Source organism: Cryobacterium luteum, assembly GCF_900110125.1.
In the GTDB taxonomy this organism is placed as follows: Bacteria; Actinomycetota; Actinomycetes; order Actinomycetales; family Microbacteriaceae; genus Cryobacterium; species Cryobacterium luteum.
The window spans coordinates 110,177-125,670 of sequence record NZ_FOCN01000003.1; the positions used below are offsets into that span (position 1 = coordinate 110,177).

General features: G+C 63.6%; 15 protein-coding genes. 10 read left to right on the forward strand and 5 right to left on the reverse strand.

The window, feature by feature from the left end; genetic code table 11:
* Positions 1-129 precede the first annotated feature (129 nt).
* From BMW72_RS04790 to BMW72_RS04800, 3 genes are all read right to left on the reverse strand, one after another.
* The gene (locus BMW72_RS04790) at positions 130-1,164 is read right to left on the reverse strand and encodes an FtsX-like permease family protein (protein WP_166787698.1); all 1,035 of its coding nucleotides are present in this window, start codon (positions 1,162-1,164) and stop codon (positions 130-132) included.
* Positions 1,165-1,464: 300 nt separating this feature from the next.
* Entirely contained in the window at positions 1,465-2,187 is a 723-nt protein-coding gene (locus BMW72_RS04795) for an ABC transporter ATP-binding protein (protein ID WP_092107827.1), read from the reverse strand.
* Positions 2,184-2,792: a PadR family transcriptional regulator gene (locus tag BMW72_RS04800; protein WP_092107829.1), complete on the reverse strand. Its 609-nt coding sequence runs from the start codon at positions 2,790-2,792 to the stop codon at positions 2,184-2,186. The genes BMW72_RS04795 and BMW72_RS04800 overlap by 4 nt, the downstream gene beginning before the upstream one ends.
* Positions 2,793-2,995: 203 nt before the next feature.
* Here BMW72_RS04800 and uvrA point away from each other — a divergent pair, with 203 nt between their 5' ends.
* The 9 genes from uvrA (at position 2,996) to secG (ending at position 14,019) form a co-directional block, all read left to right on the forward strand.
* The gene (gene uvrA / locus BMW72_RS04805) at positions 2,996-5,863 is read left to right on the forward strand and encodes an excinuclease ABC subunit UvrA (RefSeq protein WP_092107831.1); all 2,868 of its coding nucleotides are present in this window, start codon (positions 2,996-2,998) and stop codon (positions 5,861-5,863) included.
* Positions 5,864-5,876: 13 nt separating this feature from the next.
* A complete protein-coding gene (gene uvrC / locus BMW72_RS04810) occupies positions 5,877-7,787 on the forward strand; it encodes an excinuclease ABC subunit UvrC (protein ID WP_092107833.1) in 1,911 nt (636 codons plus the stop codon).
* Positions 7,788-7,848: 61 nt separating this feature from the next.
* Positions 7,849-8,724, forward strand: coding sequence for an RNase adapter RapZ (gene rapZ, locus BMW72_RS04815; protein WP_092107835.1), 876 nt, complete (start codon positions 7,849-7,851; stop codon positions 8,722-8,724).
* Between the two features lie 80 nt (positions 8,725-8,804).
* Positions 8,805-9,785: a DNA-binding protein WhiA gene (gene whiA / locus BMW72_RS04820; RefSeq protein ID WP_092107837.1), complete on the forward strand. Its 981-nt coding sequence runs from the start codon at positions 8,805-8,807 to the stop codon at positions 9,783-9,785.
* 102 nt (positions 9,786-9,887) lie between these two features.
* Positions 9,888-10,514 (forward strand): superoxide dismutase, encoded by a 627-nt coding sequence (locus tag BMW72_RS04825; protein WP_092107839.1) that lies wholly within the window; start codon positions 9,888-9,890, stop codon positions 10,512-10,514.
* Positions 10,515-10,612: 98 nt separating this feature from the next.
* Positions 10,613-11,620 (forward strand): type I glyceraldehyde-3-phosphate dehydrogenase, encoded by a 1,008-nt coding sequence (gap, locus tag BMW72_RS04830; RefSeq protein WP_092107841.1) that lies wholly within the window; start codon positions 10,613-10,615, stop codon positions 11,618-11,620.
* Between the two features lie 10 nt (positions 11,621-11,630).
* Positions 11,631-12,845 carry a phosphoglycerate kinase gene (locus BMW72_RS04835; RefSeq protein ID WP_092107843.1) on the forward strand — a complete coding sequence of 405 codons (1,215 nt, stop codon included), beginning with the start codon at positions 11,631-11,633 and terminating at the stop codon, positions 12,843-12,845.
* A complete protein-coding gene (tpiA, locus tag BMW72_RS04840) occupies positions 12,836-13,636 on the forward strand; it encodes a triose-phosphate isomerase (protein WP_174721691.1) in 801 nt (266 codons plus the stop codon). The genes BMW72_RS04835 and tpiA overlap by 10 nt, the downstream gene beginning before the upstream one ends.
* A 131-nt stretch (positions 13,637-13,767) precedes the next feature.
* Positions 13,768-14,019, forward strand: coding sequence for a preprotein translocase subunit SecG (gene secG / locus BMW72_RS04845; RefSeq protein WP_092107845.1), 252 nt, complete (start codon positions 13,768-13,770; stop codon positions 14,017-14,019).
* Positions 14,020-14,030: 11 nt separating this feature from the next.
* On the opposite strand, the gene BMW72_RS19190 is transcribed toward secG, so the two are convergent.
* Entirely contained in the window at positions 14,031-14,213 is a 183-nt protein-coding gene (locus BMW72_RS19190) for a hypothetical protein (protein WP_241983841.1), read from the reverse strand.
* A 27-nt stretch (positions 14,214-14,240) separates the two neighbouring features.
* On the opposite strand from BMW72_RS19190, the gene BMW72_RS04855 reads away from it, so the two are divergent.
* The gene (locus BMW72_RS04855; protein ID WP_092107849.1) at positions 14,241-14,609 is read left to right on the forward strand and encodes an RNA polymerase-binding protein RbpA; all 369 of its coding nucleotides are present in this window, start codon (positions 14,241-14,243) and stop codon (positions 14,607-14,609) included.
* A gap of 102 nt (positions 14,610-14,711) precedes the next feature.
* Here the strand turns inward: BMW72_RS04855 and pgl are convergent, their stop codons facing one another.
* The gene (gene pgl / locus BMW72_RS04860; protein ID WP_092108161.1) at positions 14,712-15,494 is read right to left on the reverse strand and encodes a 6-phosphogluconolactonase; all 783 of its coding nucleotides are present in this window, start codon (positions 15,492-15,494) and stop codon (positions 14,712-14,714) included.

Consider the following 15,494-nt stretch of genomic DNA (forward strand, 5'->3'; position numbering starts at 1 on the left):
CGCCGAGGCGGTGCCGTCGGCATCCGCGTCCCCGAATCCCATCGGCGGTTTCTCGGCGCTGGTGAGAAGCCTGGCCTGGGCGCTCGGAAAAATGCTATCTACGGCGGCAACGACGTCGGGCCCGGTGGTCTACAGAACCTGTCCATACGGTGGCACGTCGAGGGAGGTCGTCAGGCTCACCGAAGCCGTGGGCAGCGGTGCGCCGTAGATGTAATCCGTGGTCGAATTCAGCTGCAACGTCGAAATGAGGGTCATCGCGAAGGTTGCCACGAAAACACAACTCATGATGGCCGCGAGGGCCGGAACGCTGCGACCAGGGTTACGGGCCACATCGCGGGTCGCGAGGCGGGCCCCCGGTCCGACCCGGGAAGCCACGCGGGCAGCCCAGCGCAGAATCATGGGAACGATCAAGACCGCCCCGATCTGCATGATGACCGGACCGTCGATGATCAGGGCGATCCCAAAGTTTACGAGTCTGATCTGATAGACGGGCATGTATGCGGCGCGCTCGACCACGCCGCCGATCACGCCGCCGATCACGGCGATGACCGCACCGAGGGCCAGCAGAACGAGTCCAGCAACCGTGCGGCGTCGCGTCACTCGCGGCGGACGCTGCGCGCCGCGCAGCGCCGCCAGAACGTCGATGCGCCCGGCCGCTCGGGCTGGAACCGTGGCCGCGCACCAGCCTGCGAGCACGGCAAAGCCAGCGATGACAATGAAGGACACCACGTCGAGGTGAAAGCCCGGATACCGAGCCGCGCTGCCGTTCGCCGAAATCTGCATGAAGATCCAGGCACCAGTGAGGCCGAGCACCGTTCCCAGTGCCGCTCCGAGAGCGCCGAGAATGACACCGCCGAACGACACGACGCCAATCAGCATCCGTTTGTCGCCGCCGACGCTCGCCAGGGTCGCGAGGGTGCGCTGCTGGGTACGGGCGCCGACGGTGAACGCGGCTCCAGCCAGCAGCGCGACCTCGAACAGGGCGAATCCGCCGAGCAGGGCAATGAACAAGTTGGTAGAGGTGTCCGTGGTATCGCCAGAGCTGTAGATGTAGCTCCCCACAGGCGGCGGGTCGAGCAGAACGGTGCGCGACAGCACGGTCGCCCCGCGCGGGTTGAGCTCCCCGATCTGGCTCCAGGTGAGTCCGTGTCGGGTAGGTACCACTCGGTCAGCAGGTCGTCGCCGGGCATGACGCCATCGAAGACTCCGGGCATTCCGTAGAACGACACCGCGGCGTCGTCGAGACTCGCGGTGCGAATCGTGCCAACAATAGTGAACGATTCGGCGATGGGCGCCGTGAATGTCGCTGTCGACCCGATCTGCGTCCCGAGTCGTTCCAGGGTGGCCGCGGTCACCATGATCTCGTGGTCAGCGCTCGGGACGGAGCCGGCCGTCATATCCCATTTTCCAGCGAATGCCGGGTGCCGCCGCTGCGCCCACCGGAGAGCGAATTCGGTTCAATACTCAGGCCGGCGACCCCGCGAGCAGGCTCGACACAGCGGATGCCCGCGACTCGTCCGCGATGCGTCCGTCGCGCAGAAAGACGATCCGGTCCGCCCAGGCCGCGTGGCGGGCATCGTGGGTGACCAGGATGCCGCCGGCACCGGCGTCGACTCGCGAGCGGAGCATCCGCAGCACGAGCTCGCCGGTCGTGCTGTCGAGGGCTCCGGTGGGCTCATCGGCGAGAATCAACGACCGGCCGCCGACGACCGCGCGGGCGATCGCCACGCGCTGTTGCTGGCCGCCCGACAAATCGGAGGGAAAATGCTGGGCCCGGTCGCCGAGCTCGACGATATTGAGCGCATCGAGTGCTGGACGGTGTGCCTTCGTCGAGGTCCACCCGTCGAGTTCGAGTGGCAGGGCCACGTTCTCGAGCGCGGTCGGCGAGGGAATCAGGTTGAAATCCTGAAACACGAAGCCGAGGCTGCGCCGCCGCAGCGTCGCGAGTTCCCGGGCCGAGAGCTGGCTGAGCCAGTGGCCCTCGACGATGACCTCCCCGGCCGTCGGCGGGGTGAGCCCGCCGGCCACGGTCAGCAGAGTCGACTTTCCCGAACCGGATGCCCCCATCACCGCCACGAGTTCGCCGCGCCGCACTAACAGGTCAATTCCGGCGAGGGCGGTGATTGCGGTCTCGCCGCGCCCGTACTGCATCGACACGCCGTCGAGTTGCAGGAGAATGTCACTCATGCGCCGGCCTGCACTGTCTTGGCCGGGCGACCACGCTTGGGTACCTCGGTGTTGAGCGGCAGCGGCGCGGCGAAACCGGCTGCCCGCGCCCGGGCGAGCCGACTCTCCGAGTGGTCGAGCCAGCGAGCTTCGGCCTCGGCGGCGAAGATGAGCGAGTCGATCACGAGCAGCCAGGCCAGTTGCTCGGAAGATTCCGGGTCGGTCGTTGCGTTCTTGGTGCGGGTCAGCTCCTGCAGGGTGCGCATGGTCGCGGTGCGCTGCACCTGAATCACCTGGGCAATATCCACGCCCGGCAGCGTCACTGCGATCGCGAGCTTGATGGCCAGCTCGTCGCGGGTGGCCAGGGTTCGCACCACGGGGGAGCCTAGCCACTCGGCGACCTCGGTGCGGCCGGCATCCGTTATCTCGACGTAGTTTTGACCCTCGGCGTCGATGTCAGCCTTCCGCACCAGGCCGTCCCGTTCGAGCCGGTCGAGAGTGTTGTAGATCTGGCCCACGTTGAGCGGCCAGGTCGATCCGGTACGGCGGTCAAATTCAGACCGCAACTGGTAGCCGTAGCACGGCCCCTGGTTCAGGATGGCGAGCAGACTCTGGCGAACGGACATACGACCTCCGGCAATTCACGCGACTAATAACTACTGAGTATATACATACTCGGAAACACGAGGGCGACTCGTTAGACTCGAGTCTGGGAAAGTGGCACGAATTACCAGCCGCGAGAGGGCCCCCACGCGTGCTGTGAGCGCAATCGGAGGGGCAATGAGGCCCGCTGTACGAGACTGTCAGTGGCGTTGCATAGACTCAATGAGTGTCGATTACCAAGGTAGAAACAGGTCCAAAACTCAGTGTGCGCGGAGCCCGCGTACACAATCTCCACAACGTCGATCTGGAGATCCCGCGCGATTCGCTCGTGGTCTTCACCGGCCTCTCCGGGTCGGGCAAGTCGTCGCTCGCCTTTGACACCATCTTCGCCGAGGGGCAGCGGCGCTATGTCGAGTCGCTCTCCGCTTACGCTCGCCAGTTTCTCGGGCAGGTTGACCGGCCCGACGTGGATTTCATCGAAGGCCTGAGCCCGGCGGTCTCGATCGACCAGAAGTCGACCAACCGTAACCCTCGGTCCACGGTCGGCACCATCACCGAAATCTACGACTACATGCGCCTGCTCTGGGCCCGCATCGGGGTGCCCCACTGCGCCGTCTGCGGCGAGATCATCCAGTCACAAACCGTGCAGCAGATCGCCGACCAGCTGATGGAGCTGAAGGCTGGCACCCGCTACCAGGTGGTCAGCCCGATCGTCTCGCAGAAGAAGGGTGAGTTCGTCGACCTGTTCCAGGAACTTGCCGGCGGCGGTTACTCCCGCGCCATCGTCGACGGCACCCAGATTCAGCTGAGCGAACCGCCCGTGCTCAAGAAACAGCAGAAGCACGACATCGCCGTCATCGTCGACCGCCTCGTCGCCGGGCCCGAACTGCTCAGCCGCCTCACGGATTCGCTCGAGACGGCGCTCAAACTCACCGACGGCCTCGTGCAGATCAACTTTCTCGACGAGGAAGGCGACAAGGCCTGGCAGAACTACTCCGAAAAGCTGTCGTGCCCGAACAACCACCCGGTGCAGCTGACCGAGATCGAACCACGCACCTTCTCTTTCAATGCACCGTTCGGCGCCTGCCCGGAGTGTTCCGGCCTGGGCACCCGCATGTCCGTCGACGAAGACCTTCTCCTGGGCGACCCTGATCTGAGCATCGCCGAGGGCGTCGTGCTGCCCTGGACTACCCAGGGCAAAGGCCTGTTCCAGTATTACGAGAAGCTGCTCGACGGTCTCGCCCGTGACCTCGGCTTCTCGCTCGACACCCCCTGGGGCGAACTCAGTCACGAGGTGCAGAACGCTGTCATGCGCGGCGACAACTTCGAGGTTCGGGTCAAGTGGAAGAACCGCTACGGCCGGGAAATGAGCTACACCTCCGGCTTCGAGGGCGTCGTGCCCTATATTGAACGTCAGTACCTGCAGGCCGAGAGCGACACCCAGCGCCAGCGCTGGTCTGAATATTTGCGTGAGGTCGACTGCCACGTCTGCAAGGGCACCCGGCTCAAGCCCGAGGTGCTCGCCGTGCTCGTGCACGACGCGAGCATTGCGGATGTCTGCGCGCTCAGCTTGAGCGACGCCCGCGCGTTCATGGACAAACTCACCCTCACCGACCGGGAGGCGGCCATCGCCGCCCAGGTCCTGCGTGAGATACGGGCCCGCCTCGACTTTCTGATTCGGGTGGGGCTGAACTACCTCAACCTCGCCCGCGCCGCGGCGACCCTCTCCGGCGGTGAAGCGCAGCGCATCCGCCTGGCCACGCAGATCGGTTCCGGCCTCACCGGTGTGCTCTACGTGCTCGACGAACCGAGCATCGGCCTGCACCAGCGCGACAACCGGCGCCTGATCGAGACGCTGGTCACCCTGCGGGACCTCGGAAACACTCTCATCGTGGTTGAGCATGACGAAGACACGATCAAGACCGCCGACTGGGTCGTCGACATCGGCCCCGGCGCCGGCGTCAACGGCGGGCACGTGGTGCACTCCGGCTCCTACACAGGACTGCTGGCCAACACCAAGTCACTCACCGGCGACTACCTGTCCGGACGCAAGTCCATCGCCACGCCGAAGACCCGCCGCCCGGTCGACCCTGAACGCCTGATCGGCGTCACCGGTGCCGAGGCAAACAACCTGCAAAAGGTCTCGGTGACCTTCCCGCTCGGTACCTTCACGGCCGTCACCGGAGTAAGCGGCTCCGGCAAGTCGTCGCTCGTCAACGACATCCTGTACCGGGTGCTCGCTAACCGGCTCAATGGCGCCCGCAAGCTGCCGGGCAAGCACACCCGGGTCACCGGATTGGAACAGCTCGACAAGGTCATCCACGTCGACCAGGCGCCGATTGGTCGCACCCCACGGTCCAACCCGGCCACCTACACCGGGGTGTTCGACAAGATCCGCACCCTGTTCTCCGAGACCATCGAATCCAAAACCCGCGGCTACCTGCCCGGTCGGTTCAGCTTCAACGTCAAGGGTGGGCGCTGCGAAGCCTGCTCGGGCGACGGCACGATCAAAATCGAGATGAATTTTCTGCCCGACGTATATGTGGCGTGCGAGGTGTGCGGGGGAGACCGGTACAACCGCGACACCCTCACCGTGCACTACAAAGGCAAGAACATCGCCGAAGTGCTGGACATGCCCATCAGCGAAGCGGCCGATTTCTTCGAACCGATCTCGTCCATCCACCGGTTCCTTAAGACGCTCGTTGAGGTCGGGCTCGGCTATGTGCGCCTCGGCCAGAGCGCCACCACCCTCTCCGGCGGCGAAGCCCAGCGGGTGAAGCTCGCCACCGAGTTGCAGCGCCGCTCCAACGGGCGCAGCGTGTACGTGCTCGATGAGCCCACCACCGGCCTGCACTTCGAAGACGTGCGCAAACTGCTGCTCGTTCTGAACAGCCTCGTCGACAAGGGCAACACCGTTATCGTGATCGAGCACAACCTCGACGTCATCAAGAGCGCCGACTGGGTGATCGACCTCGGTCCAGAAGGCGGCTCCGGCGGCGGTAAGGTGCTCGCCACTGGCACGCCAGAGCACCTCGCCACGGTCAAGAAGAGCTTCACCGGTTCGTTCCTCAAGGAGGTTCTGGCCGCCGGCTAGGCGGCAATCGGCTATGTCTGATGCGCTGAGCTATCGCCCGAAAACGGGCGAGATTCCCACGACCCCCGGGGTGTACCGCTTTCGCGACGCGACCGGACGCATCCTCTATGTCGGCAAGGCCAAGAACCTGCGGGCACGGCTGAGTAATTACTTTGCCCCGCTACACAGCCTGCACGAACGTACCCGGCGCATGGTGACCACCGCGACGGGTGTGGAATGGACGGTGGTCGGCACCGAAGTCGAGGCCCTGCAGCTCGAGTGGATGTGGATCAATGAGTTCGATCCGCCGTTCAACGTGCAGTTCAAAGACGACAAGTCCTACCCGTACCTCGCCGTGACCCTGGCTGATGAGGCTCCGCGCGCACTGGTGACCCGCACCGAGGGCATCAAGGGAGCGCGCTACTTCGGACCGTATCCCAAGGTCTGGGCCGTGCACGAAACCATCGAACTGATGCTCAAGGCCTTTCCCATCCGCACCTGCAACACCGCCAACTACAAGCGGGCAATGCAAAGCGGCAAGCCCTGCTTTGCCGGGCAGATCGGGCGCTGTTTCGGCCCCTGCTCCGGACTGGTCTCGATGGAGGACCACCGGGCGATTGTCAATGAGTTCGTCAGCTTCATGAGCAGCCACGACAAGAAGCTCATCAACGAACTCACCCAGGAGATGAAAGACGCGGCTGCCGCCCAACAGTACGAAATAGCGGCTAAGCGTCGCGACCAGGTGCGGGCGCTCAACGCCGTGCTCGAGAAGAGCGCGGTCGTGCTGCGCGATAACGTAGACATCGATTTGTTCGCCATCGAGCAAGACGAACTGGCCGCCGCCGTGCAGCTGTTCATCGTGCGTGGCGGGCGCATCCGCGGTGTTCGCGGCTGGATGGTCGACAAGGAACTCGATGTCACTACGAGCGAACTCATCGACTCCATGATGCGCACCGCCTACAACGCCGACGCCTTGCCGCCACGCGAAATCGTCCTTGCCGAACTGCCCGACGATGCCGAGGCCCTCGAAACCTGGCTGGCCGAGCGAGCCGGACGCAAGGTGCGCCTGGTCGCCGCCCAGCGCGGTGAGAAGGCCGCCCTGCTCGTCACGGCCGGCAACAACGCCAAGCAGGCACTCATGCTCTACAAAACCCGCCGCAGCTCGGACTTCGTCGCACGGTCAAAAGCCCTCGAAGACATTCAGGACGCCCTCGAGATGCCCGCCGCCCCGCTGCGCATGGAGTGCTACGACGTGTCGCACCTCAGCGGCACCAATATCGTCGCCTCCATGGTCGTCTTCGAAGACGGCCTGCCCCGCAAAGACGAGTACCGACGCTTCAACATTCCCGAATCAACCGATGACACTGACTCGATTTACCAGATTCTTTCTCGTCGGCTCGCCTACCTGAAACCCGACTCCTTCCCAGCGAATGCCGCCGGTCCAGCACTGAACGCGGCGGCCGATGGCGACCAGAACGACGTCGCCCAGGTCGAGCAGAAGCGTGCCAAGTTTAAATACCAGCCGAACCTCCTCATCGTCGACGGCGGCCAACCGCAGGTAGCGGCCGCGAAACGTGCCCTCGCCGAATCCGGTGTCACCGGCATTCAATTGTGCGGAATCGCCAAGCGGCTCGAAGAAATCTGGCTCCCCGACTCCGACTACCCCGTGATTCTGCCCCGCAACAGTGATGCACTGTTTCTCATCCAACGCATCCGCGATGAAGCACACCGATTCGCGATCACGCATCAGCGCATTCGCCGCAGGAAGGACATCTCCTCCATTCTGGCGGAGATCGCCGGGCTGGGGCCGGCCCGAGTGAAGGTCTTGTTACAACATTTCGGGTCGGTGTCGCGGCTGAAGGTCGCTTCCGCGGCGGAAATAGCGGATGTCCGCGGTATCGGCCCGGTGCTGGCCGAGTCCATCCACGCCCACCTGCGCGCGTGAAGGGTCCGGCGCTGGGTAGGCTGGATAACCCACCAACTTCTCATGAAGGCGATTTCCAAGAATGACTACGGACCCCGACAAGCAGGAAGTGCTGATCGTCACGGGAATGTCCGGGGCGGGACGTTCCACCGTTGCCAACGCGTTGGAAGACCTCGACTGGTATGTGGTCGACAACCTGCCGCCACAGATGCTGCGACCTCTGGTCGATTTGGTCGAACGCGCCGGCACCAACCTGCCCCGAATCGCCGCGGTCGTCGATATTCGGGGCCGCGACCTGTTCGGTGACTTCCTCGAGACCGTGCAACTGCTGCGCAGTGGCACCCAGGTACAGGTCATCTTTCTCGAAGCCAGGGACGACGCGCTCGTGCGCCGTTTCGAATCCGTGCGCCGCCCGCATCCGCTGCAGGGGGACGGCACTCTGCTGGACGGTATCGCGGCAGAACGGTCCAGACTGCTCGCGGTGCGGGAATCCAGCGACCTCGTCATTGACACCTCAGATCTCAACGTGCACCAGCTCGCGACGACGATCACCGAGCGGTTCGCGGCTGAGGGCCGCGCGGGGGTGCAACTGACCATCATGAGTTTCGGCTTCAAGTACGGCCTGCCAACCGACGTCGATCTGGTCGTGGACGCCCGTTTTCTGCCGAACCCGTTTTGGATCCCGGAACTTCGCGCGCACACCGGCGTCGACCCCGAGGTGAGAGACTTTGTACTCGCGCAAACCGGTGCCCGTGAGTTCATCGAGCACTATGCCGCCGCCATGGCACCCGTGCTGGCCGGCTACCAGCGAGAAAACAAACGTCACGCCACCATCGGCATCGGCTGTACCGGCGGCAAGCACCGTTCCGTCGCGATGGCCAGAGAACTGGCGTCCCGGCTCGAAAAACTTCCCGGAGTCGCGGTCAATATCAAGCACCGCGATCTCGGACGCGAATAAGCGAGGCGGGGCGCAGCATCCGCTCCCCGGCCTTTCACCACTCAGACGTAACGCAACTGATCAACAGAATGGAAAAGCGATTGGCACTCACCGCCGACGTTAAAGATGAACTTTCGCGTGTGGAGGTCTCCAAGACCACCGTGCGCGCGGCCGAACTGGCCACGATTCTCCGGTTCTCCGGCGGATTGCACATGATCAGCAGCCGCATCGCGATCGAATCGGAACTCGACACGGCCATTCTGGCCCGCCGGGTGCGCAAAGACCTCGCCGAGCTGTACGGGGTGCGCAGCGCCCTGCAGGTCATCGCCGCAACCGGAATTCGTCAGTCCAGCCACTACCTCGTGCAGGTGATCGAGGGCGGCGAGACGCTGGCACGCCAGACCGGCCTGCTGGATGCTCGCCGCCGACCGATCCGCGGGCTGCCGAACCGGCTGACCACGGGCTCGAAGGAAGAAATCGCCGCCGTCTGGCGCGGGGCATTCCTCGCCCACGGAACCCTGACCGATCCGGGCCGCTCCGCAGCTTTGGAAGTCGTCTGCCCCGGCAACGAGGCCGCGATGGCGCTGGTCGGAGCGGCGGGACGCCTCGGCGTCGCGGCCAAGGCTCGTGAAGTGCGCGGAGTGCATCGCGTCGTCATCCGCGACGGCGATGCCATCGGCGCGATGCTCGTGCACATGGGTGCGACCAACACCGTGCTCAACTGGGAAACTTTGCGCCAGCGCCGCGAAGTGCGTGCCACGGCCAACCGGCTGGTCAACTTCGATGACGCGAACCTTCGGCGATCCGCCGAGGCCGCAGTCGCCGCCTGCGCCCGGGTGCAACGGGCCATGGACATCCTCGGTGAGGATATCCCCAAGCACCTCCGTTACGCGGGAGACCTGCGACTAAACTTCCGGGACTCCAGCCTTGACGAGCTGGGCCACCACGCCGATCCGCCCATGACCAAAGACGCTGTTGCAGGCCGCATTCGACGCCTGCTTGCCATGGCCGACAAGAAAGCGGTCGAACTCGGCGTTGAAGGAACCGATGTTGACTATCCGGTTCATTCCGATGGCGCTTAAAGCGGCGAATTCTGTGGCTCGCAACGCCCGCAGGTAGACTAAATCGTCGCTTACAACGCCGCCGCACCCGGTGCGGTGGCACAACTCACAAGGAGATAAGTAATGGCCGAATACACCCTGCCCACCCTTGATTATGACTATGCGGCTCTCGAGCCCAGCATCAGCGGCACCATCATGGAACTCCACCATGGCAAGCACCACCAGGCCTACGTCACCGGCGCCAACACGGCACTGGCCCAGCTCGCGGAGGCCCGCGACAGCGGAAACCTCGCCAACGTGAACAAACTGCAAAAGGACCTGGCCTTCAACCTCGGCGGCCACGTCAACCACTCCATTTTCTGGACGAACCTGTCGCCGAACGGCGGCGACAAGCCGGTCGGTGAGCTCGCTGCTGCGATCGACGACAACTTCGGCTCTTTCGACAAGTTTCAGGCGCATTTCACCGCCGCGGCACTTGGCGTTCAGGGTTCCGGCTGGGCCGTCCTCGCTTGGGACTCCATCGGGCAGCGCCTGATCATCCAGCAGTTCTTCGATCAGCAGTCCAACTTCGCGGCCGGAACCGTGCCGGTTCTCATGCTCGATGTCTGGGAGCACGCCTACTACCTCGACTACCGCAACGTGCGAGCCGACTATGTCAAGGCTTTCTGGAACATTGCGAACTGGGCAAACGTGCAGAAACGTTTCGACGTTGCACGCGAGAAGACGAACGGCCTGCTGCTACTCTCGTAACCCTGCCGGTGCCCCGAACGATTCGGGGCACCGAGGTTCCCGTCCCCGTCCTCTTTTCATCGCGCCAAGTGGCGCCTTTTCTCAATCAGGAGCTATCAGTGTCCGTAAAGATCGGCATCAACGGATTCGGCCGCATTGGTCGTAACTACTTCCGAGCAGCCCTTGCCAAGGGCAGCGACATTGAAATTGTCGCTGTCAACGACCTCAGCGACCCCGCGTCGCTCGCCCACCTGCTGAAGTATGACTCTGTCGGCGGTCGCCTGAACGCCACCGTCGAGGTCGATGGGGACAACATCATCGTCAACGGCAAGCCCATCAAGGTGCTTGCCGAGCGCGACCCGGCCAACCTGCCCTGGGGGGCGCTGGGCGTGCAAATCGTCATCGAGTCCACCGGTCGTTTCACCAAAGCCGTCGACGCACAGAAGCATATCGAAGCCGGTGCCAAGAAGGTCATTGTCTCCGCCCCCGCAACGGGTGCCGACGTCGCGACCCTCGTGCTCGGTGTGAACGAGAACACCTATGATGCCGCGATCCACAACATCATCTCGAACGCGTCGTGCACCACGAACTGCCTCGCGCCGCTCGTCAAAGTGTTCCTCGACAATTTCGGCATCGAACGTGGCCTCATGACCACCATCCACGCCTACACCGCAGACCAGAACCTGCAGGACGGCCCGCACAACGACCTGCGACGTGCCCGCGCTGCCGCACTCAACATCATCCCCACCTCGACCGGCGCGGCCAAGGCCCTCGGCATGGTCATTCCAGAGAGCGTCGGCAAGCTCGACGGCTACGCTCTGCGCGTTCCGGTCCCGACCGGCTCGATCACCGACCTCACCGTCACCGCGTCCCGCGCGGTGACGGTCGAAGAAGTGAACGCCGCGTACAAGGCTGCCGCCGAGGGACCGCTCAAGGGCATCCTCAGCTACACCGAGGACCCGATCGTGTCCAGCGACATCGTTGGCGACCCGCACTCGTCGATCTTCGACGCCGGACTCACCAAAGTGATCGGTGACCAGGTCAAGGTTGCTGCGTGGTATGACAACGAGTGGGGCTACTCCAGCCGTCTCGTCGACCTCACCGAGTTCGTCGCCGAGCGACTCTAAGGGCCGCGCGGTGACGTTACGCACGATTGATTCGCTCGGACCGCTGCGCGGCAAGCGGGTTATTGTTCGCTTTGACCTGAATGTGCCGTTGAAAAACGGTCAGATCACCGACGACGGACGAGTGCGGGCGTCACTGCCCACCCTCAACGCCCTCGTCGCTCAGGGCGCCCGCGTGGTGATCGTCTCTCACCTTGGGCGCCCCGACGGGGCGGTTGATCCCCAATACAGCCTCAAGCCCGTTGCCGCTCGCTTGAGCGAACTGGTGAATCTCCCGGTAGCCTTTGCCACCGACACCGTCGGCGACTCAGCTACCCAGTCCGTCGCTGCGCTGAACGACGGCGACATTGTCGTTCTGGAGAACCTGCGCTTCAACGCCGGTGAAACCAGCAAAGCGGATGCCGAGCGCGTCGCCTTCGCCGAGCAACTCGCTCGGCTTGGTGACGCCCTCGTCTCCGACGGATTCGGGGTTGTGCACCGTAAGCAGGCGAGCGTCTACGATCTGGCCTCGCTCTTGCCGAGTGCCGCCGGGCTGCTCATTGCCGCCGAACTCGACGTACTCGATCGTCTCACCGAGAAGCCGGACGTACCGTACACGGTCATCCTCGGCGGCTCCAAGGTCAGCGACAAGCTCGGCGTCATCGGACATCTGCTGCCCCGGGTGAATTCCCTGCTCATCGGCGGCGGCATGCTGTTCACCTTCCTCGCCGCCCAAGGGCACCAGGTCGGCGCCAGCCTGTTGGAGAGCGACCAGATCGAAACTGTTCGCGGCTACCTCGCTGAAGCCCAACGTCTTGGTGTGAAAATCGTGCTTCCGACCGACGTCGTGGTGGCATCCCGGTTCGGTGCCGACGCTGAGCACGTAATCACTCCGGCTGATGGCATCGAAAATACACCGTTCGGCGCTGCCGGACTCGGCCTGGATATCGGGCCCGAGACCGCGGCAGCCTTCGCACAGATCATCCGTGCATCGAACACCGTGTTCTGGAACGGTCCGATGGGTGTTTTTGAACTGGCACCATTCGCGGAGGGCACCCGAACGGTGGCCGCCGCACTCACCGAGGTCACCGGCCTCAGCGTGGTCGGTGGCGGTGATTCGGCCGCTGCCGTGCGCATCCTCGGTTTCCACGACGACCAATTCGGTCATATTTCTACCGGCGGTGGCGCTAGCCTCGAATTCCTCGAGGGCAAGCGTCTACCAGGACTGGAGGTCCTCGGATGGCAGTGAATATCAACCCTCGGCGCACACCGCTGATCGCGGGCAACTGGAAGATGAACCTGGACCACCTCCAGGCAATCGCCTTCGTTCAGAAGTTGGCCTGGAACCTCAAGGACGCCGGGCACGACTTCGCCGCGGTCGAGGTCGCCGTCTTCCCACCGTTCACCGATCTGCGCAGCGTGCAAACGCTCGTGTCGGCCGACAAGCTTCCGCTGGCCTTCGGTGCTCAGGATGTGTCAGCCCACGACTCCGGTGCCTATACGGGTGAGATCTCCGGTGCGTTTCTGGCGCAGCTGGAATGCCAGTACGTCATCATCGGGCACTCCGAACGCCGAATCCTGCACAATGAGACCGACGAGCAGGTCGCCGCCAAGGTGACGGCGGCGCTGAAGCATAACCTCGTACCGCTCATTTGTGTCGGAGAGAGTGCCGAGGACCTCGCCGTCCATGGTCCGAGCGCCGTCCCGGTCGCGCAACTGCGGGCAGCCCTCGCCGGCGTCACAAACGCGGCCGACATCGTCGTAGCTTACGAGCCGGTGTGGGCGATTGGCTCCGGCCAGGCCGCCACACCGGAGCAGGCCGAGCAGGTCGCCGCAGCGTTGCGCGGAGTCCTCGTCGACACCCTCGGGCAAGACGTCGCCGATAAGACTCGAATTCTGTACGGCGGCTCGGTCAAGAGCGGCAACATTGCCGCTTTCATGCGCGAACCCAACGTCGACGGAGCCCTGGTCGGCGGTGCGAGCCTGGACATTCCAGAGTTCTCCAGTATCGTTCGCTATCACAAGCACGTCGGAGTCTAACCCGACGCTTTCCCGACACCAGGTGGCGAGGTGGTTGCCCCCGGGGGCAACCACCTCGCTCCCGTGTAAAGGGTATAATTACGATGGTCTGGGCGCCAGAGTTGCGCCCACCGTGTTTTGAAAGGTTTCGTGTGGAGATTCTCCAGGTCGTCATGCAGGTGCTCGTCGGAATTACGAGCCTCCTGCTCACCATGCTCATTCTGCTGCACAAGGGGCGGGGTGGTGGGTTGTCCGACATGTTCGGGGGCGGTGTGACATCGAACCTTGGAGCCTCAGGGGTTGCCGAGCGCAACCTCAACCGCATCACGATCATCCTGGGCCTGCTCTGGATCTCCTGCATCGTGGTGCTCGGTTTGATCACCAAGTTTGACACCGGGGCTTAACTTTTCGCTCTTCACGGAGTTACCCTGTGCAGGGTTAACAACTGCAGGGTTAACAACTGCAGGGTTAACAACTGCAGGGTTAACAACTCCAGGGTTAACAACTGCAGGGCCAACGCCTGCAGAGTCAACACCTGCAGACTCAGGTAACGGTAGTTCAGCAACAGAACCAATAACTGCTCGATAATGCGGCGCACAACTGCACGAGTCAACGGAGGAACAAGATGGCATCAGGCGGCAGCGCAATTCGTGGCTCGCGTGTAGGCGCGGGCCCCATGGGCGAGCAGGACCGGGGTTTTCACGCGGACCGCATCAAGGTTTCCTACTGGGATGCACTCGGCAATGAGACCGTACGGTACTTCGCCGCGAGCCTTCCCGACGAGGAGATTCCGGTGACCATCGATTGCCCGTCATCCGGGCTGCCGGCCGGCCGCGATAAGGAGAATCCTCCGTCAGTCGTAAAGCTCGAGCCCTACAAGACGCACCTGGCTTACGTTAAGGAACGTCGCACCGAGGAAGAAGCAGAGTCGCTCCTTGAAGAGGCACTGAATCAGCTGCGCGTTCGTCGCGGAAAGTTGTCTCCCACGAACTGACGCACGACGCAGAAGCCGGCTCTCGAGAAATCGACAGCCGGTTTCTTTGTTCTCAGGGAGAGTTCTCCACGACGGGTTCATCCGGGACCGCCGACATTTTGACTACGCCGGTGCGATGAGGTTTTCCGGAACCTGGGCTGCCGCGTCACTGTCCACAAAGAACATCGTACGGTGGCGTCCCTTGATTCCCGCTGCCGGAACCTCGTCGCGGCTCGCGCCGGCCAGTGCGAGTCCGAGCGCTGAGGCCTTGTCGGATCCGGCCAGAACCAGCCAAACCCGGTCAGAGGAATTGAGCACGGGACGCGTCAGCGACAAACGATCAGCCGGCGGCTTTGGCGAGTCGCGCACGGTGATCACACTGGCCTCACGCTCCCGAATGCCCGCCCGATGCGGGAACAGCGACGCGACATGCCCGTCTGGTCCGACTCCGAGAAACGTCACGTCTAAACGGGGGTACTGGGCACCCTCCGGCGCGTGGGCCAGCAACTCGGCCGTATACCGAGCGGCTGCGGCCTCGAGGGGGTCGGTCCCGGTTTCAGCCGGATCATCCGACGCTCCGAACGCGTGGATGTTGGCGCGCGGAACATCGATGTGGTCGAGAAGAGCTGCCCGTGCCTGCAACTCGTTGCGCTCGGGGTCAGCGCGCGGAAGCCAACGTTCGTCACCCCACCAAAAATTAACCCGAGACCAATCGATGGTGTCTCGTGCGGCCGACTCATTGATGGCCGCCAGGACTGCGATTCCCACGGAGCCACCGGTCAGCACAACATGCGCTTCGTCTTGTTCTTGGAGCACGTCGACCATGTTCGTCAGAAAACGGGCCGCGACCGACCCGGCCAGCGCCTGCTTGTTCTGGTGCACCAGCACGCGGCGATCATTTGTCAC